Source organism: Aneurinibacillus tyrosinisolvens (genome assembly GCF_001015055.1).
GTDB lineage: Bacteria > Bacillota > Bacilli > Aneurinibacillales > Aneurinibacillaceae > Aneurinibacillus_A > Aneurinibacillus_A tyrosinisolvens.
On the sequence record NZ_BBWZ01000021.1, the window covers coordinates 1 to 18,904 of the forward strand.

Consider the following 18,904-nt stretch of genomic DNA (forward strand, 5'->3'; position numbering starts at 1 on the left):
AGCGACTTAACTATCTTATCAAATCACCAAGCGATTTGCAACAACTTTTTTTTACTGTTTGCTTGTTTATTCTGGATAAGATGGTTTCTATTTCTTGGCCACCTTGCGGCGACAAGTAATAATATAGCATGCATGCCGGGCAAATAACAATGGTAATTTATTACTGATATTAATTTTTTTTTACGCTTAACAGGAAAGCGAATTCACTAAAGGCTTTCGTACCAAAATGAAAAAGCAGAAGAGAATTGTACACCTTCCCTTCTGCTGCCCATTTGCTTATTTTGTATGCCTTTTTTTCAATTCCTCCAGCACTGCATCGAACGGAAGCTTCTGTTCCCGAAGAAGAACAAGCAGGTGGAAAATCAAATCGCTCGCCTCATACCGCAGTTCATCGTGGCTGCGATTCTTAGCGGCGATAATGACTTCGCTCGCTTCTTCCCCAACCTTCTTCAGAATCTTATCAACTCCTTCTCTAAACAAATAAGTCGTATAAGAACCTTCCGGCATTTCAGCCTCACGGACCGCAATTAATGATTCCAATTGGTTAATGATATCAAAACGAGAAGCATTCCCCGTACTTACACTTTCCCCCAGCAATGAATCATTAAAGCAGGAATACACATCCTTATGGCAGGCAGGGCCTGCTGGAATCACCTTTACAACGAGAGCATCGCCGTCGCAGTCATAAAGCACATCGATCACCTGCTGCTTGTTGCCCGAAGTCGCCCCTTTATTCCAAAGCTCCTGCCGGGACCGGCTCCAAAACCACGTTTCCTTCGTTTCCAGCGTTTTTTGCAGCGATTCCTCATTCATATAAGCAAGAGTCAGAACCTCTTTGCTCTGTGCATCTTGTACAACGGCGGGGATAAGCCCGTTCTCGTCAAATTTAATGTTGGATAAATCCATTTATACCGTCTCCTCTACCAGGCGCATTTCAATATTTCGCTCGTCCAAATAATCCTTCACTTCTTTAATCGATGTTTCCTTATAATGAAAAATAGAGGCCGCAAGGGCGGCATCCGCCTTTCCTTCCGTAAACGCATCATAGAAGTGCTCCTTGGAGCCCGCTCCACCAGACGCGATAACTGGAATTCGAACCGCTTCCGATACCGCACGGGTCAATGCAAGTGCAAACCCATCCTTTTGCCCGTCGGAGTCCATACTGGTCAGCAAGATTTCCCCCGCTCCCAGCCTCTCCGCTTGCTTAGCCCATTCGACAGCATCGATTCCCGTTGCCTGCCGTCCGCCATGCGTGTAGACTTCCCAGCCCTCACCGTTCTCCCGGGCTTTTGCGTCAATCGCGACCACGATACACTGCGTTCCAAACACCTTCGCACCTTCACTGATAAGCTCCGGGCGCTTCACAGCTGCTGTATTAACAGACACTTTATCGGCACCCGCACGTAAAATCCGGCGCATATCCTCTACTGCATTAATCCCACCGCCAACCGTAAAAGGAATCGTCACGTTGGCCGCTGTATTTTCAACGACCTCAACCATCGTTTCCCTTCCTTCGTGGGAGGCAGAAATATCAAGAAACACGAGTTCGTCTGCACCTTCTGCGCTATAGCGCTTCGCCAGCTCCACCGGGTCTCCCGCATCCCGCAGGTTAACGAAGCTAACGCCTTTGACGACACGCCCTTCTTTCACATCAAGACAGGGAATAATTCGCTTTGCCAGCATTTATACGACCTCCCTGACTTTCTCAATGGCATTGGTAAGCTGGATACGATCCGTGTACAAAGCCTTCCCGACAATGGCGCCGCCAACCCCATCCTTCGCGTAACGGGCTAGTTCCAGAATGTCCTCCTGCACGCTTACACCGCCGGAAGCAATCACATTTTTTCCGGTTGCTTTTGCCAGTTGAACAATTCCTTCCGTATTCGGCCCTTCCAGTGTGCCATCGCGGGAAATGTCTGTATAGATAAAAGTTTCGGCGCCTTTCCCAATCAATACCTTCGCCAGTTCCTCCGCCGTTACCTCGGATGTCTCCAGCCAGCCATGTGTGGCTACGTATCCGTTCCGGGCATCGATGCCAATCGCCACTTTGTCCCCGTATTTCGCCAGCACCTGCTCAGCAAACGGCTGATCCTGAATGGCCGCTGTCCCGAGAATGACTCTGCTTACTCCGCCCCCAATATATCGGTCAACATCCTCCATCCTGCGAAGGCCGCCGCCTATCTGTACCGGCACATCCAACGTACGGGCGATTTCCAGAACAACCTCATCATTTATCGGTTTGCCGGCTTTTGCGCCATCCAGGTCTACCAGGTGTACCCATTCCGCTCCCTGGGCCATCCATTGCTTCGCCATTTCCAGCGGAGAATCGCCGTATACTGTTTCCTGGCTGTAATCCCCCTGCAGCAGGCGGACACATTTGCCGCCGCGTATGTCAATGGCAGGGTAAATAATAAAACTCATCCCGTCACTCCCTTTCGTGCCGCTTCTCTATTTTGTATACGCCTTTTCACACAGGCCTGTAAAGTTCTCCAGCAGCTTCATTCCAACCGTACCGCTCTTCTCCGGATGAAATTGCATTCCGTATACATTGTCGCGCCCTGTAATCGCAGGTACTTCCTGATAATAGTCGGTCGTTGCCATTAGAACGGAGCGGTTTGTTTCAGCAGGCTGAAGAAAATACGAATGGACAAAATAAACGTACCCTTCTTCCACGTCTGAAAAAATCGGGTTTTCCTGCAAAAACTCCAGCTTATTCCAGCCCATGTGTGGAATTTTATAATCTCCCTCAAACCGCAGGACCGTCCCGGGTAGCAGGCCAATTCCCTCATGCTCTCCATGCTCCGTACTGCTTTCAAATAGCAGTTGCATGCCAAGGCAAATGCCGAGCAGCGGTTTGCCGGACGCCGCGAATTGCCGAATCGATTCAACTAGGTTCAGTTTATGAAGGTTCTCCATGGCATCCCCGAAAGCACCTACACCGGGCAGGATGGCCCCGTCTGCCGCCAGCAATTCTTCCGCAGTAGAAACAAACGTGTACTCGTGGCCGAGGCGTTCAATGGCTTTGCTTACGCTGTGGAGATTCCCCATCCCATAATCAATAATGGCTATCACTTACAACATCCCCTTCGTTGACGGGACCCCTTTAACCCGGGGATCAATCGTCGTCGCCTCATCGAGTGCCCGTCCCAACGCTTTAAACACCGCTTCAATCATATGGTGGGTATTCTGCCCATAATGCACAATAATATGGAGGGTAATTCTCGCCTCCAGCGCCAGCTTCCAGAAAAACTCATGGAAGAGTTCCATCGGGAAGTTTCCGACCACATTCGATGGATACTCGGCCCTGTATTCAAGGTGCGGGCGATTGCTAATGTCGATTGCGACCTGTCCAAGCGCCTCATCCATCGGGACAAAAACGCTGCTGTATCGTTTAATTCCTTTTTTATCTCCGAGCGCTTCACGGAGCGCTTGGCCAAGGCAAATCGCAATATCTTCTACCGTGTGGTGGTAGTCGATTTCAATATCGCCTTTCGCCTGTACCGTTAAATCGAACTGCCCATGCTTTGTAAAAAGGTCCAGCATATGATCGAGGAAAGGAACATCCGTTTTCAACTCGCTTTTTCCTTCTCCGTCGATCGCAAACGCAAGTTTAATATCCGTTTCATTCGTTTTTCTTTCAATGGCTGCCTGCCGCATCGCTGTCTCTCCTTCTATTTGTTCTCGTTATCCAGGCGAACCTGAATCGCTCTGGCGTGCGCTTCTAATCCTTCTTGTCTGGCAAGCGCTACAATTTTATGGCCGTTGGCTAATAAATCCTGTTTACTGTAGGAAATAAGGCTTGATTTTTTCAGGAAATCATCTACATTCAGCGGTGAAGAAAAACGCGCCGTTCCGTTGGTCGGCAGTACATGATTCGGCCCGGCAAAGTAGTCGCCCACCGGTTCTGAGCTGTATGCACCGAGAAAAATGGCGCCCGCATTCTTCACCCTGCCAATATACGATACCGCGTCCTCCAGCATTAATTCGAGATGCTCCGGGGCAAGGCGGTTCACAATATCAAAGCCCTGTTCCAGGCCATCAACCAGGCAGATAGCGCCATAATCCCGAATGGATGCCTCGGCGATTTCTTTCCTTGGAAGCTCGGCAAGCTGCCGCTCTACCTCCGCCTGAACCGCAAAAGCCAGCTCCTTGCTGTCCGTGACGAGAACTGCAGATGCCATTGGATCGTGCTCGGCCTGGGAGAGCAGGTCCGCTGCCACATAAGCCGCATTAGCCTTTTCATCCGCCAGTACAACAATCTCACTCGGTCCAGCCACCATATCGATATCGACAAGCCCAAACACTTCCCGTTTAGCGAGGGCAACATAAATGTTGCCGGGACCGACAATTTTATCGACAGCTTTTATTGTTTCCGTTCCGTAGGTAAGCGCTGCGATGGCCTGAGCGCCGCCCACCTTGTACACTTCTTTTACACCGAGCTCGTAAGCTGCGACAAGCACACCCGGATTAATCGTTCCGTCTTTTCCCGGCGGTGTCACCATAGCAATCTCTTCGACGCCTGCGACCTGTGCCGGAATGGCATTCATCAGAACAGAAGAAGGGTACGCCGCTGTTCCACCCGGCACATAAAGACCCACGCGCTGCAGGGGACGAATAATCTGGCCGAGTATCGTTCCCGACTCCTTTGTCGTCATCCATGACTGGCGTGTTTGCCGGCTATGATAGTCACGGATGTGACCGGCCGCATCGCGAATGGCATTCCGAACTTCCGGGTCAATTTGCTCGTAGGCCTGTAAAAACTCATGCTCCGTCACTTTACAATCTTCAAGCCGGACGCCGTCAAACTGTTCGGTAAACTTCCGAACCGCGCTGTCCCCTTCACGCTTGACCGCTTCCAGTATTGCCATTACGGCCGCCCGCTGTGTTTCCGTCCCGTTCTCCACATCACGGCGGGTTGAAAAATTCTCCGCTTCTACTATCCGTATCACCGCTTAGTCCCCCTCAACAATGGAAGCAAACTTCTCATATATATAATCTACAGCCTCGCTCTTCATCCGGTAGCTGACCCGGTTGGCGATCAGGCGCGTCGTAATGGGTACAATTTCCTCTAACTCCACCAGGCCGTTTTCCTGCAGCGTCCTGCCGGTTGACACGATATCCACAATCCGGTCGGCCAATCCGATGAGCGGCGCCAGTTCGATGGAGCCGTTCAGTTTAATGACCTCAACCTGCTGTCCTTGCTCACGAAAATATTTAGAAGCTACTTTCGGATATTTCGTCGCTACACGCGGCAGGCTGCCCGAGGGCTTCCATCCCGGAAGCCCGGCCACGGAAAGCCGGCAGCGGCTGATTTGTAAGTCCAGCAGCTCGTACACATCCCGCTCATCTTCTAACAGGACGTCCTTCCCGACAACGCCAATATCCGCTACGCCATACTCTACGTAGGTAGGCACATCCGTCGGTTTTGCGAGGATAAAATCCATATTCGCTTCCGGAACCGGCACAATTAATTTACGTGAATCATCAAACTCTGGAGGAAGCGGGACACCGGCCCGCCGCAGCAAGTCCGCCGCCTCTTCAAAAATCCTCCCCTTCGGCATGGCAACAATTAATTTCTCCCCTGGCTCGACCGGCATTATATCCCCTCCTCTGTTAAATCAATAATGCCCATGTATTGTGAAATGTCTACGCCAGCCAGCTCTTCCTTGCGCTGGGCAACGACAATCAGATTCTCTTCAAGGCGCAGCTCCATTGCCTTTTCCAGCGCTTCTCTTCGCTGTGGTTCATGATATAAAATAAGAAAACGTTTCTGCTTCTCCGGTGTGTAGTCCGCCGCTTCCAGCAAACGGTCCATCTGGACAGCAAACCCGGTAGCCGGACATGGCCGGCCAAACTGGGCCATCAACCCGTCATAACGCCCGCCCCCACAAATAGGGAAACCCTGGTTGGCCGCATAGCCTTCAAACAAAATGCCGGTATAGTAATTCAAGTTGCTCAGTAAGTTTAAATCAAACAAAATATAATCCGTAACCTGGTAAGCCTCAAGTGCTTCCCATAGCTGTTTTAGATTGATGACCGCTTTGCGGGCCTGGCCATTAATCGTAATCGCTTCGGCCCGTTCCATCAGCTCTTTGCCCCCGCGCAATGTGAGCAGCTCATGGAGTCTTGCTTCTCCCTGCTCCGGCAGTTCCAGCTTCTTCACATAATGGCGGAACCCAACATAGTCGCGGAAGTACAAGAATTCCTTCAGCGTTTCCCGAGCGGACTGTTTTTCCACAATTTCTTCCAGCAGTCCTTCCAAAAATCCGATATGCCCGACCGCAATTTTAAATGCTTCCACGCCTGCTGCCTTTAATACAGATACGGCAAGCGCAATCGCTTCTGCGTCCGCATCTACCGAAGCAGATCCGATGTATTCGATTCCGGCCTGTGTGAATTCCGCGTTTCTCCCCGCTTCTTTGGCCTGCGCCCGAAAGACATTCGCTGTATACATCAAGCGCAGTGGAAGCGGCTCTTCCTTTAGAAGGGAGGAAGCGACCCGCGCAATCGGTGCTGTCATCTCCGGCCGAAGGACAAGCGTTTTCCCTTTGCGATCCAATAGTTTAAACAATCGATTATCAAGTGCAGCGCTGGCTCCGCCAACGGTATCGTAATATTCAAGCGTCGGCGTGGCGATTTCTTCATATCCCCACTGCCGCATGCAATTCTTTACCTGATTTTCCAACCACCGCTGCTTTTCCAGTACGTCAGGAAGTATGTCCCTCATACCTAGCGGCTTTTCAAATCCTAACGGCTTTGACATTAAAGTTCCACCCCTGCTCTCTATCCTTTAGTTCGCTACCAAGCTAAAGGATTTTCTTATTGAATGTAGTCTACCACTCAATCGCCATATGCGTCAACATAAAAAGAGGGTGGCAAACACTAAAATCCCGCCCGCTTTCCAGTGAAGCACTCTTTAGCATTTGCCACCCTCGTGACCCGATATTCTGTTTTTTATCCATTTCCTATTGCCGGATGATTTGCATCGGATTCCCGCCGGCAAAAGCGCCCGCCGGAACATCGCGGTGCACGAGCGTTCCGGCGGAAACCGTTGCTCCATCTCCAATTGTAACGCCTGGAAGAACGGTTGAATTCGCACCAATCATCACACGCGAGCCAATTTTTACATCCCCCAGCCGATACTCCTCAATCAGATACTCGTGGGCAAGAATCGTTGTATTATAGCCGATAATGCTGTTCGAGCCGATTGAAATCCGCTCCGGAAACATCGTGTCCATCATGACCATAAGGGCCACCGCCGTCTGCTCCCCGATTTTCATACCGAGGAGCGTCCGATACATCCAATTCTTAAACGGCATCCACGGTACATACCGGGCAAGCTGTACAACTGTAAAGCACTTGACTACCTTCCAGAAGCTGACCGTTTTATAGAGTTGCCAGAGAGAGTTCGGCCCCTCCACTGGATAGCGTTCCGTCTGCCGTTTCGCCATAGGCTGCCTCTACAGAGACCGGTGAACAGGCTGTTTGACAATCTGGATTAAATCTTTCATATCGTTAAGCAAATGCGTAGGCTTGAAAGTAGAGAGGAACGAAGCGCCTTTCAGGCTCCAGGCAACCCCCGCGGAGTCGACGCCGGCATTGTGTGCCGCCTGAATATCATACTGGCTGTCTCCCACCATTAGAGTCTTGTCCGGGTCCGCTTTTATTTGTTCCATCGCTTTCTGGACAGGAGCGGGATGTGGTTTATGGTGCTCCGTATCATGGAAGCAAACAACGGTCTCCATATATTTGTCGAGCCCGAACATGCGAAGGCCCATTTCTGCTGTTTTTCTTTGCTTCGTCGTTACGATCCCCATCGTAATGTTCATCTTTGACAATTCATCGATCGTCTCCAGCACATTGGGAAACTCCATTACAAGTTCGTCGTGCACACGCTCATTATGTTCACGGTATACCTCAACAAGCTGTTCTGCCTGGCCCGGCCCGAACAATTCCATTTGATCATATAGCGGCTTCCCCATGTGCGGAATGAGTTCTTCCCTCGTATACTTGCCGGGATAGAATTTCTCAAGCGTGTACATAAAGGACGTAAGGATTAAGTTATTCGTATCAATTAACGTTCCATCTAAATCAAACAGGACATAGTTATACTTGTTCATAAAATCGTTCCTTCCTGGCTAAGTTCCGTTCTCTCATACTGTTATTCTCCGTATTTTTCTCTCGCATATCCCATTTTTCGCCGTACAACCATAAGAATAAGCGCCAGAGCAATTAACACAAGGCTGATGACCTGCGCGATTCGAAGGTTCGCTGTCAGCATCAGGCTGTCCGTACGCAATCCTTCCACAAAAAAACGGCCAATCGAGTACCATATCACATAAATAAGAAACAGGTCTCCTCTCTTTAACGGCGCAATGCGGCGAATCGTGAGCAAAACAATGACGCCGAGAAAGTTCCAGAGAGATTCATATAAAAAGGTAGGATGATAATACGCATATGTATTGGTCACCGGATCAAGAATGTGCATCTGATTAATAATAAACTGCGGCAGGTGCAGGCTTTGCAAGTACGCTAAGCTAACCGGCCCGCCGTGTGCTTCCTGGTTCATAAAATTTCCCCAGCGCCCGATCGCCTGCCCGATAAGCAAGCTGGGGGCGATAATGTCAATGAGCCGCCAGAACGATATGTTTTTTATACGCGAGTAAATATACCCTGTCAGCACGGAAGCAATAAGCGCCCCGTGGATGGCAATCCCGCCATGCCAGATCGCGATAATTTCTCCCGGATGGTCTTTATAGTACTCATTCCAGCGAAAAATCACATAGTAAATACGGGCCCCAATAATAGCGGCAGGCACACCGTACATGACAGCGTCCATAATCAATTCGGGGTTAAACCCCACTCGTTTTGCTTCCCGCAGAGCCAGCAACAGGCCAACCAGTGCCGCTGTCCCGAGAATGATGCCGTACCAGTGCACGGTAAAGGGACCGAGCCTGAGGGCAACTGGATTAATCGCCAACATCATAAAATTAGTGTCCTCCTTTAAATATCTTCAGCCGCTTCTTCAATCGTATCTGTCAGCTTCTTGCTGAATACGACAGCCGCATTGTATCCCATACGCTTCAGGCGGAAGTTCATTGAGGCTACTTCAACAATGACGGCAAGGTTTCGTCCGGGGCGTACAGGAATCGTAATTTGCGGCACATCCGTATCCATAATTTTAAGCTTCTCTTCATCGAGCCCGAGACGTTCGTACATTTTTTCCGGATCCCAGATTTCCAGGCGGATAACGAGCGAGATGCGCTTGTAATTACGGACAGCTCCGGCGCCAAATAATGTCATAACATTGATAATTCCTACACCGCGAATCTCCAGTAAATGCTGGATAAGTTCCGGAGCATTCCCGATCAACTGGTTCTCCTGCGTCTGGCGAATCTCCACCGCATCGTCGGCGACAAGGCGATGGCCCCGCTTAACGAGTTCAAGTGCCGTTTCACTCTTTCCGATTGAACTTTGTCCGACAAGAAGAACTCCGATACCGTATACATCGACAAGAACGCCGTGCATGGTCGTTGTCGGTGCCAGGCGGCTTTCCAGGTACGTCGTCAGCTTACTCGACAATTTCGTTGTCGGAAGCGGTGAAGTAAGCACCGGAATGCTCCGCTCTTCGGCAAGCTGCATCAGTTCAACCGGCACTACAAGATTGTGGGCAACACAAATGCACGGCGTATCCTCATGCAGCATCCGCCCGATCCGCTCTATGCGTTCGTCCGCACTTAATGTTTCAAAAAAACTGAGTTCTGTCTTGCCAAGCAGTTGAATACGCTCAGAAGGATAAAAGTTAAAATAACCCGCCATCTCCAGGCCAGGCCGGCTGATATCGCTTACTGTAATCTCACGAAGAAGGCCGGCTTCTCCACTCGCCACATTTAATTTAAAGTAATTGACCATATCTCGGACATGGGTTTTCTTCAAGCATGTCACCCTCTCGTTTTTCAATCGTAATCTATTTTAACACAAATATCCCTTGCCCACCTACGTTGAAAGGGGCGAATGCCCTGCAGATTGTATGTAACTTTTTTTCTCCTCTATCCGTCTTATACCGTAGAAAGGAAGTGCGAAAATGAAAAAATCTATTGGTTTCTTCCTGTCACTGCTCCTTGTTACAGCCTGTTCACCGAAGCCTGCTGAGCAAACATCCGCCCGGGCAGCGGAGCCGGCGGCAGCGGCTTCAACCCAAACCGCAGTCCAAACGACGGCCCAGGCTTCAGCGCCTGCCCCTGTTCCGGCACCAAATCCGTCACCGTCCAGCAGCAGCATAGCAAAAAGCACGACGGTCTCCCATGCAGCAAAAACACTGGCGTCCACTGCCCCTGCTCCCGCAAAGAAACGCGTGCCCATCGTAATAAAAGACGAATCTTCCAAAAATCCTGCTCTATCCCGCTTTATTGTCCAGCTAAAGGCAACAGTAAACAAAAAAGATACGAAAGCTCTTCTCGCTATTGTTTCAGATGATGTAAGGTTTACATTTGGCGATAGCAACGGCAAAAAAGAATTTATCAAGCATTGGAAACTGGATAAAAATCCGCAAAACTCACCCATTTGGCTGGAACTGCAGGACGCGCTCGCCCTGGGGGGAGACTTCGCGAAAGGAAACTCATCCCTTTACTTTGTTCCCTATCTATACCTGCATTTCCCTGAAAAATACGACGCATTTACACACGCAGCTATTATCGGCAAAGACGTAAATGTCCGGACCTCCCCGAACCTCAAAGCAAAGGTCGTTGCCCAGCTTAGCAACGAGGTCGTACAAATGAAATACCCTCCAAGCAAAGAAATCGTGTCCCTTGGCGGCAGAACGTACCACTGGATTCCAGTGATGACTCTGGACGGAAAGAAAGGGTATGTTGTTGAGAAGTATGTGCGGAGCTCGGTAGATTACCGGATGGGAATACAGAAAAACAAAGCGGGCGCCTGGAAAATTTCATTATTTGTAACCGGCGATTAACCTACTCGTATACGAATTAGGTTGCAGCCCGTCTAAATCCTGGGATTTGACGGGTTTTTGTCATTGGATAGGAAAGGGATATAGTTATACCTTGTTCTCCCTTCCTTTTGGGAAAGTAAGAAAGCAGGAAATTTTCAAAAGGAGCCAGAAGAGGTCGATACACACAGGGATCTTCCATCACAAAAGTGATTAGTGTACAAATCATTAGTACACATGATAAGATAATACAAAATAATCTGATAAATGGAGGTTTATTGTATGAAAGTTGGTGACGTTGTTTTTTGGGAACGAACATTTACTACCGAAGACGTGAATCTATTTAGTAAGGTATCAGGAGACGAAGGGGTACACCACGTTATCCCTGATGAACAGGGCCGGTTAGTCATCCAGGGATTGTTAACGGCTACTCTGCCGACAAAAATCGGCGGTGATTTTAATGTTCTGGCCCGTAAAATTTCTTTCGAGTTTTTAAGGCCTGTATTTACAGGAGATAGGATTCGCTGTGAAGTCGTCATTGAACAATATGAGGAAAAGAATGACCGTACATACATGGCGACAAATTTCGTATGCCGGAATCAGCATGAGAAAGAAGTGATGACCGGTCAATTCTCCGGCGTTATTTTACACCATCAGAACGCTTAGCGACATATACTTTCCAGTAAAAAAGAAGGCACCCACGCGGCGCCTTCCTCTTTTGTTCATCCGTTAATTTGCTTTTGTCTGCAGGGCAGCAACCCGTTCTTCCGATCGTTTCCGGTCCCTTTCCAGCACCGGTGCCAGGAACTGGCCGGTGTATGATTCAGGCACCTGTACGACATCTTCCGGTGTACCTTCCCCGACAATGGTGCCCCCCCGGCTTCCGCCGTCAGGGCCAAGATCAATCACGTGATCCGCCGTTTTAATCACATCGAGGTTATGCTCGATAACAAGCACGCTATCCCCGTTGTCAACGAGGCGCTGCAGCACTTTTAGCAGCCTGTCAATGTCATCAATGTGCAAGCCGGTTGTCGGCTCATCCAAAATATAAAGCGTCTTGCCGTTGCTGCGGCGGTACAATTCCGACGCCAGCTTCACACGCTGCGCTTCCCCACCGGACAATGTCGTAGCCGGCTGGCCCAGCGCAACATAGCCGAGACCGACATCATAAATCGTCTGGAGCTTGCGGTTAATGCGCGGAATGTTCTTAAAGAATTCAAGGGCATCCTCTACCGTCATCTCGAGAATGTCGGCAATATTTTTTCCTTTGTACTTTATTTCCAGCGTTTCTCTGTTATACCGCTTCCCATGGCATACTTCACATGGGACGTACACGTCAGGCAGAAAGTGCATTTCGATTTTGATAATCCCGTCGCCGCGGCAGGCCTCACAGCGTCCGCCTTTGACATTGAAGCTGAAGCGGCCCTTTTGATAACCGCGCATTTTCGCTTCATTCGTCTGGGCAAATAAATCACGGATGTCATCAAATACCCCGGTATAGGTCGCCGGATTGGACCGCGGTGTGCGCCCGATTGGCGACTGGTCAATGTCGATGACTTTGTCGAGGTGCTCAATGCCCTCCAGCTTGCGGTAAGCGCCCGGCTTCTGCTTTGATTTATGCAGTTCACGCGCAAGTGATTTGTGAAGAATTTCATTAATGAGCGTTGATTTTCCTGAACCGGAAACACCCGTCACACACGTGAATACACCGAGTGGGACTTTCAGCGTTACATTCTTCAGGTTGTTTTCTTTCGCCCCGAGAATTTTAATCCACTTGCCGTTTGGCGAGCGGCGCTCCAGTGGAACCGGAATGAATTTACGCCCGCTTAAATACTCGCCTGTCAGCGAGTTTCGGTCATCCATTACTTCCTGCGGTGTCCCCTGGGAGACAACCTGCCCGCCGTGAATGCCCGCGCCGGGACCGATATCGATAATATAGTCTGCGGCCAGCATCGTATCTTCATCGTGTTCCACAACAATAAGCGTATTGCCTAAATCACGCATATGCTCCAGTGTCTTAATGAGACGGGCGTTATCCCGCTGGTGCAGCCCGATGCTTGGCTCGTCCAAAATATAAAGAACACCCATCAGGCTGGAACCGATTTGCGTCGCCAGCCGGATACGCTGGGCCTCCCCGCCGGAAAGCGTCCCCGCTGAACGGCTCATCGTTAAATAATCCAATCCGACGTCAACAAGGAACTGCAGGCGCGCTTTGATTTCCTTTAGAATCAGGCGGGCAATCTGCGTTTCCTTTTCCGTCAACGACAGCTCACCAAAGAATTCAAACGCTTCAACAATCGAAAGATCCGTCACATAAGAAATGTTCTGGCTGGCAATGAGGACAGCAAGCGCTTCAGGACGCAGGCGCTTTCCTTTACATTTCGGGCAGTTCTTTTCACTCATGTACATTTCAAGCTGCTGGCGGACATAGTCGGATCCGGTTTCACGGTAACGGCGCTGGACGTTATTCACAATTCCCTCAAACACCATATCGTGATCCCGCATCACGCTGCTGTAGTCGCTTTTATAGCGGAAATGCAGCTTCTCCGTGCCGCTGCCGAACAGAATGACGTCCTGCTGCTTCTCGGTTAAATTTTCGAACGGCTTATTCATATCGATTTTATAATGTTTGGCTACCGATTGCAGAATTTGCTCATAGTAGTTCGACGTGGAGCTGTTCCACGGCTCGATGGCGCCCTCCGCCAGACTCTTGGAGCGGTCGGGAATGACCAGATCCGGGTCTACCTCCAGCTGGCTTCCCAGGCCATCGCATGTCGGACAGGCACCGAACGGGCTGTTAAACGAAAACAGGCGGGGCTCAAGGTCTTCCATGCTGAATCCGCAAATCGGACAGGCGAGATTCTGGCTGAACAGTAGTTCCTCCTGTTCCATCACATCGACAAGCACACTTCCGTCTGCAAGGCGAAGCGCCGTTTCTAGCGAATCAGCCAGACGGGTTGCTACGCCTTCCTTAACGACAATCCGGTCGATCACGACTTCGATCGAGTGTTTTTTATTTTTCTCCAGCTTGATTTCTTCTGAAAGATCGCGCACTTCTCCATCCACGCGAACCCGGACATACCCCTGGGTGCGAGTTTCCTCCAGCAGTTTCGCGTGCTCGCCCTTCCGGCCCTGCACAAGCGGAGCAAGAATCTGGAGGCGCGTTTTCTCCGGGTAATCCAGAATGCGGTCGACCATCTGCTGCACCGTTTGCGACGTAATTTCAATGCCGTGCTCCGGACAATGCGGCCGGCCGATCCGCGCAAAGAGAAGGCGCAAGTAATCATATATTTCCGTAACCGTCCCCACGGTCGAACGCGGGTTACGGCTTGTTGTCTTCTGATCGATCGAAATGGCAGGCGACAGCCCGTCAATCGAGTCGACATCAGGTTTATCCATCTGGCCAAGGAACTGGCGCGCGTAGGCGGATAGAGATTCCACATAGCGGCGCTGCCCTTCGGCATAAATCGTATCAAAAGCCAGGGAAGATTTCCCTGACCCTGACAATCCCGTTAAAACAACAAACTTATCGCGCGGAATCGTGATGTCTACGTTTTTTAAATTATGGGCACGAGCACCCTTAATGACAATATTCTCACGGCTCATTGACCTTTTCTCATCCTTCCGCCTTTAATTCCAGAATCAAATCACGCAACTGGGCGGCCCGCTCGAAGTCTAAATGGCGGGCTGCTTCCTTCATCTCGTCTTCCATACGCAAAACGACTTCCTTGCGTTCTTTTTTGCTTAACTTGCTGTACATCTTGTCCGGCAGGTAGTCCTCGGACTGTTCTGCCACCTTCGTTCCCTGGATGACATCGCGAATCGATTTCTGGATCGTCTGCGGTGTAATGCCGTGCTCCTCGTTATACGCCATCTGGCGCTCGCGGCGGCGGTTCGTCTCGTTCACCGCATTTTCAATCGACTGTGTCATCCTATCGGCATACATAATAACATGCCCTTCTGCGTTTCGCGCCGCCCGGCCAATCGTCTGGATTAGCGAACGCTCATTGCGAAGGAAGCCTTCCTTATCCGCATCAAGAATCGCTACAAGCGAAACTTCCGGTATATCTAACCCTTCCCGCAAAAGGTTAATTCCAATCAATACATCAAACACACCTACACGCAAATCACGAAGAATCTGCATCCGCTCAATCGTTTTAATATCCGAGTGCAGGTAGCGGACCTTAATGCCGACTTCCTTCAGATAATCGGCTAAGTCCTCGGACATCTTCTTCGTTAACGTCGTAACGAGTACGCGCTCGTTTTTCGCAATCCGCTCGTTAATCTCGCCAAGCAAATCATCAATCTGCCCTTTAGAAGGCCGGATATCAATGGTCGGATCGAGCAGCCCTGTCGGACGAATGACCTGTTCGGCCACGTCCGGCGCCTTCTCCAATTCATATGAGCTCGGGGTAGCGGAAACATACACGATCTGATTGACATGCTTCTCAAATTCCTCGAACTTCAACGGCCGGTTGTCTGCGGCGGAAGGCAAGCGGAAGCCATGCTCAATCAGCATATCCTTTCTCGCTTTATCCCCTTTGTACATGGCGCGGATTTGCGGCAGCATAATGTGCGACTCATCGATCATAATTAAGAAGTCGTCCGGGAAGAAGTCCAGCAGCGTATAAGGCGCTGCCCCCGGTGGCAGTCCCGTCAGGTGGCGTGAGTAATTCTCAATACCGGAGCAATAGCCCATTTCCTGCATCATCTCGAGATCATAGCGCGTTCTTTGCTCAAGCCGCTGTGCTTCCAGCAGCTTTCCCTGCTCTTTGAAAAGCGCCAGCTGTTGTTCAAGTTCTTGTTCGATGCTTTTCATGGTCTGCTGCATTTTATCCGGCCCTGTAACATAGTGGGACGCCGGAAAAATAGCGGCGTGCTCACGTTCGTTCAGTATTTCACCGGTCAATGTATCAACTTCAGTAATCCGCTCGATTTCGTCTCCGAAAAACTCGACGCGGATCGCATGTTCACTATTTGAAGCCGGGAAAATTTCCACGACATCTCCCCGCACGCGGAACGTCCCGCGTGTAAAGTTAATATCATTGCGGTCGTATTGAATATCAATTAACTTGCGCAGTACATCGTCGCGGCCTTTTTCCATTCCACGGCGCAGCGAAAGCATCAGGGAGCTATATTCCTCCGGCGAACCTAAACCATAAATGCAGGAAACGCTGGCAACAATGATAACATCATTACGCTCAAAAACCGCACTCGTCGCCGAGTGGCGCAGTTTATCAATCTCATCGTTAATGCTTGCGTCCTTCTCAATATACGTATCCGAATGCGGAATGTACGCCTCCGGCTGATAATAATCGTAGTAACTTACAAAGTATTCTACTGCGTTATTCGGGAAAAACTCTTTAAACTCGCTGGCCAATTGAGCCGCGAGTGTTTTATTGTGCGCGATAACAAGCGTCGGCTTGTTTACTTTAGCAATGACCTGGGCCATCGTGAACGTTTTTCCCGTTCCGGTAGCTCCGAGCAGGGTTTGGTGTTTCTTCCCGCCTTCAATGCCCTCAACCAGCTGTTTTATCGCTGACGGCTGGTCACCCTTTGGCTCATATTCGGAAACGACTTCAAATTTCTTGTTCAGTTTTTCCAACGTTTTCATCCATCCTTTTATGAAGATGCTCCTTCTATTATAGCACATTCCCCACGATTTCTAGTAGTATTTTCGAACATAGGTTCGGATTTAGCAAGCATTGGATCGAATGGTTTATAAGCGGAAATCCTGTCAAGAAACGGGCAGGAGCTACGCTGCATAAATATAATAGTATTTGATATAATCAACAAAGGAAAGTAAAGTGTATTCATACTAATACAAAGGGTGTGAAAATGGATGGAGAAACAACTTCGTTCCATTCCTCGTCCGCTGGTAAAAACAAATCAATGGTTTATTGTGATTTGTGTACTGCTGACTTGGACTACAGATATAAAGTGGTTTCTGGCATTACCTTTGGTTTCCGGACTTCTTGGACTCTTCTTCGGATTTAATCCTGTTATGCGGTTTGCGAAAATATTTCTAAAAAAACCGCTTTCCACGTACATTCCCGAAGACTGGGACCAGCAGCAGTTTAACCAAACCATTGCTGTTGTTTGTTTAGCTACAGGACTGGTTAGCTATCTTGCTCATTGGACAATACTGGCCTATATTTCTACTGGAATGGTTGCTTTAGCATCGTTTGTCGCTATTCTGGGGTTTTGCATTGGGTGCTTTATCCGGTATCAGTGGACACAATATCGTTTCAGAAGAAGTTCCAATTAAGGCATTACAAAAAAGGCTTGCCAGCAACAAACGATTAATCTTGCTTTTCGTTTGCTCTCGACGAGCCTTTGTTAATTTTTTAGAATGAACCTGATAACTGCTTTTATGGTTTCCTGACACTAAATCTCATCCAGTTCCCCCCGGCATCTTCGTTCATATAAGTGTCTTGCATTGGATTACACCCATACCGTCCATGCCCTCTCATTATCTCCTCACCTACTTGAAAATTCCGATCCATCAAGTAGTTGAGTCCTCCGCCGTCTTGCTCAATGGCCAGTTGAAGAAATTCTACAGCGGCAGTGTTAAATCGTTGGTTCAGTCCTTCCAGACTGATCAGAACGCCGGTAGAAGATTCAAGGCAGCTGCATAGCTGTGTCAGGGAAGTACTTGCCACTTCTTGGCTCAACCATACACACAATGCGACAATATCTTGCGCGCCATACTTACTGTTTCGCTGGACAAAGCCAACTTCTCTAGCCAATATCTGAAGAGTGTCAGGAGATAAACAGCGCTGCAATTCTTGTGAAAAGAGGGCAAGTTCTTCTAGAATCGTGAGATTCATAAAAAACACCATCCTTTATCTCGTTGTTAGATAAAGAATGGTGTTTTTTTGTTTTGAGGATAGTGTTCATTACCTCCATATTATTTTGTATATATTAGTAAATGCAGTACTTGAGTTAATGCTTGGGTATTTACAAAAAACAATAAAAATCGTGTCTTTAATAAAGATTATTGTAAAAAAATTTGCAACACGAGAGGATGCATCTAAGATGACGAATTAAGAAGAAATCTTAAAAATACAAACAGCGATCAAAGAAGCCAAGGATCGAAGATCCTATGAACGTTTTCAATCTGTCTACCTTTCCCTCAAGGGATATACCCAGCGTGAAATTGCAGACATCATGGGGCGTTGTGTAAAAACCATTCACCATTATGTCTCGGCCTATAGATGATTCGTGATTACCAGGCCATTCAACCTTTCCTGGAGGAGAATAAAGACCGGTTAGCGTTGGTCTTCCTGCCACCTTACAGCCCCAACTTGAATGCAATAGAGGGCCTTTGGAAGTGGTTGAAAGAATCTGTAGTGAACAATGTCTTTTACTCGACGATTCAAAAAATCAAGTGGAAGTAATTGACCGACTCTGCATAAAGATGTAATTCAAAGATTCAACTTATATATTTTAAAAAACTATAGATTTAATATGTATGTTAGTCCAAGCATATCTTCCTTTCCTTCATACAATATAGTAGTTGATTATGAAAGGAGGAGAACGCATTGGTACAACCTAGTTTTAAAATACAAGATGTAAAATATCAACATATCGGGAACAATAAAAAAGTAAAGATTGCACAAGGTGACGACCTCATGATTGTCGCAGATGCAATTTCAACTGCTGCAGCCAATATTTCTTCAAGGACGGAAGATTTTAGACAAGCTGTACGAAGAAGAGACATCCAAGCTGTTCGAAATATCATAAGCCTTCAAAATGTTACTGTTATTTTTGTTAGCCGTAGATTTCTTGTTACAAGAGTAATAAACGGTAGAAGAAGAAGGGTGTCTCGGCCTTTTAGATGTGTGCAAATTAGTATCAGACAAGGTACAGCTAACGGTTCGTTCGTTGTCTGCCCAAATATCAGTTAGAAAGTATTTAATTTGTACACTATCTTATTATTATTTTCAGCTCCCCAGT

19 protein-coding genes and 2 pseudogenes are annotated in these 18,904 nt (G+C 48.7%); 6 read left to right on the forward strand and 15 right to left on the reverse strand.

All coding sequences use genetic code 11. The annotated features are described in order from the left end of the window. Positions 1-276: 276 nt before the first annotated feature. The 12 genes from hisIE to hprK form a co-directional block, all read right to left on the reverse strand. The gene (hisIE, locus tag MBEAL2_RS17120) at positions 277-906 is read right to left on the reverse strand and encodes a bifunctional phosphoribosyl-AMP cyclohydrolase/phosphoribosyl-ATP diphosphatase HisIE (protein WP_047153495.1); all 630 of its coding nucleotides are present in this window, start codon (positions 904-906) and stop codon (positions 277-279) included. Continuing rightward, entirely contained in the window at positions 907-1,683 is a 777-nt protein-coding gene (gene hisF, locus MBEAL2_RS17125) for an imidazole glycerol phosphate synthase subunit HisF (protein WP_047153496.1), read from the reverse strand. Further along, on the reverse strand, positions 1,684-2,421 hold the full coding sequence (gene hisA, locus MBEAL2_RS17130) for a 1-(5-phosphoribosyl)-5-[(5-phosphoribosylamino)methylideneamino]imidazole-4-carboxamide isomerase (protein ID WP_047153497.1): 738 nt from the start codon (positions 2,419-2,421) through the stop codon (positions 1,684-1,686). A gap of 27 nt (positions 2,422-2,448) precedes the next feature. Continuing rightward, entirely contained in the window at positions 2,449-3,072 is a 624-nt protein-coding gene (hisH, locus tag MBEAL2_RS17135) for an imidazole glycerol phosphate synthase subunit HisH (RefSeq protein WP_047153498.1), read from the reverse strand. Continuing rightward, positions 3,073-3,657: an imidazoleglycerol-phosphate dehydratase HisB gene (hisB, locus tag MBEAL2_RS17140; protein ID WP_047153499.1), complete on the reverse strand. Its 585-nt coding sequence runs from the start codon at positions 3,655-3,657 to the stop codon at positions 3,073-3,075. Positions 3,658-3,671: 14 nt separating this feature from the next. After that, entirely contained in the window at positions 3,672-4,946 is a 1,275-nt protein-coding gene (gene hisD / locus MBEAL2_RS17145) for a histidinol dehydrogenase (RefSeq protein ID WP_047153555.1), read from the reverse strand. Positions 4,947-4,952: 6 nt separating this feature from the next. Next, the gene (hisG, locus tag MBEAL2_RS17150) at positions 4,953-5,597 is read right to left on the reverse strand and encodes an ATP phosphoribosyltransferase (RefSeq protein WP_047153500.1); all 645 of its coding nucleotides are present in this window, start codon (positions 5,595-5,597) and stop codon (positions 4,953-4,955) included. Further along, complete coding sequence (locus tag MBEAL2_RS17155) at positions 5,597-6,763, reverse strand: ATP phosphoribosyltransferase regulatory subunit (protein WP_047153501.1); 1,167 nt, start codon at positions 6,761-6,763, stop codon at positions 5,597-5,599. The genes hisG and MBEAL2_RS17155 overlap by 1 nt, the downstream gene beginning before the upstream one ends. 202 nt (positions 6,764-6,965) lie before the next feature. Beyond that, positions 6,966-7,451: an acyltransferase gene (locus MBEAL2_RS17160; protein ID WP_047153502.1), complete on the reverse strand. Its 486-nt coding sequence runs from the start codon at positions 7,449-7,451 to the stop codon at positions 6,966-6,968. Between the two features lie 9 nt (positions 7,452-7,460). Then, a complete protein-coding gene (gene ppaX, locus MBEAL2_RS17165; protein ID WP_047153503.1) occupies positions 7,461-8,120 on the reverse strand; it encodes a pyrophosphatase PpaX in 660 nt (219 codons plus the stop codon). A gap of 41 nt (positions 8,121-8,161) precedes the next feature. Further along, a complete protein-coding gene (gene lgt, locus MBEAL2_RS17170; RefSeq protein ID WP_047153504.1) occupies positions 8,162-8,986 on the reverse strand; it encodes a prolipoprotein diacylglyceryl transferase in 825 nt (274 codons plus the stop codon). 17 nt (positions 8,987-9,003) lie between these two features. Then, positions 9,004-9,936: an HPr(Ser) kinase/phosphatase gene (gene hprK / locus MBEAL2_RS17175; protein WP_082129994.1), complete on the reverse strand. Its 933-nt coding sequence runs from the start codon at positions 9,934-9,936 to the stop codon at positions 9,004-9,006. 148 nt (positions 9,937-10,084) lie between these two features. Here hprK and MBEAL2_RS17180 point away from each other — a divergent pair, with 148 nt between their 5' ends. Both MBEAL2_RS17180 and MBEAL2_RS17185 read left to right on the forward strand, forming a co-directional pair. Next, positions 10,085-10,969: an SH3 domain-containing protein gene (locus MBEAL2_RS17180; RefSeq protein WP_047153505.1), complete on the forward strand. Its 885-nt coding sequence runs from the start codon at positions 10,085-10,087 to the stop codon at positions 10,967-10,969. A 258-nt stretch (positions 10,970-11,227) separates the two neighbouring features. Continuing rightward, entirely contained in the window at positions 11,228-11,611 is a 384-nt protein-coding gene (locus tag MBEAL2_RS17185; RefSeq protein WP_236692927.1) for a hotdog family protein, read from the forward strand. A 63-nt stretch (positions 11,612-11,674) separates the two neighbouring features. Here MBEAL2_RS17185 and uvrA read toward each other — a convergent pair whose 3' ends face one another. Further along, on the reverse strand, positions 11,675-14,551 hold the full coding sequence (uvrA, locus tag MBEAL2_RS17190) for an excinuclease ABC subunit UvrA (protein ID WP_047153507.1): 2,877 nt from the start codon (positions 14,549-14,551) through the stop codon (positions 11,675-11,677). 10 nt (positions 14,552-14,561) lie between these two features. Continuing rightward, positions 14,562-16,541 carry an excinuclease ABC subunit UvrB gene (gene uvrB, locus MBEAL2_RS17195; protein WP_173427725.1) on the reverse strand — a complete coding sequence of 660 codons (1,980 nt, stop codon included), beginning with the start codon at positions 16,539-16,541 and terminating at the stop codon, positions 14,562-14,564. A gap of 246 nt (positions 16,542-16,787) precedes the next feature. Between uvrB and MBEAL2_RS17200 the strand changes: the two genes are divergently transcribed. After that, a complete protein-coding gene (locus tag MBEAL2_RS17200; protein ID WP_047153509.1) occupies positions 16,788-17,213 on the forward strand; it encodes a DUF4395 domain-containing protein in 426 nt (141 codons plus the stop codon). A gap of 277 nt (positions 17,214-17,490) precedes the next feature. On the opposite strand, the pseudogene MBEAL2_RS30335 reads toward MBEAL2_RS17200, so the two are convergent. Continuing rightward, a pseudogene (locus MBEAL2_RS30335) lies at positions 17,491-17,775 on the reverse strand (IS4 family transposase); the annotation flags it as partial. 247 nt (positions 17,776-18,022) lie between these two features. On the opposite strand from MBEAL2_RS30335, the gene MBEAL2_RS34010 reads away from it, so the two are divergent. The 3 genes and pseudogenes from MBEAL2_RS34010 to MBEAL2_RS17210 all read left to right on the forward strand — a co-directional run bounded on the left by MBEAL2_RS34010 (position 18,023) and on the right by MBEAL2_RS17210 (position 18,855). Beyond that, complete coding sequence (locus MBEAL2_RS34010) at positions 18,023-18,166, forward strand: helix-turn-helix domain-containing protein (RefSeq protein ID WP_369405508.1); 144 nt, start codon at positions 18,023-18,025, stop codon at positions 18,164-18,166. Between the two features lie 14 nt (positions 18,167-18,180). Further along, positions 18,181-18,336, forward strand: a pseudogene (locus tag MBEAL2_RS33655) (transposase); the annotation flags it as partial. Between the two features lie 153 nt (positions 18,337-18,489). After that, positions 18,490-18,855, forward strand: coding sequence for a hypothetical protein (locus MBEAL2_RS17210; RefSeq protein ID WP_047153511.1), 366 nt, complete (start codon positions 18,490-18,492; stop codon positions 18,853-18,855). Positions 18,856-18,904 lie beyond the last annotated feature (49 nt).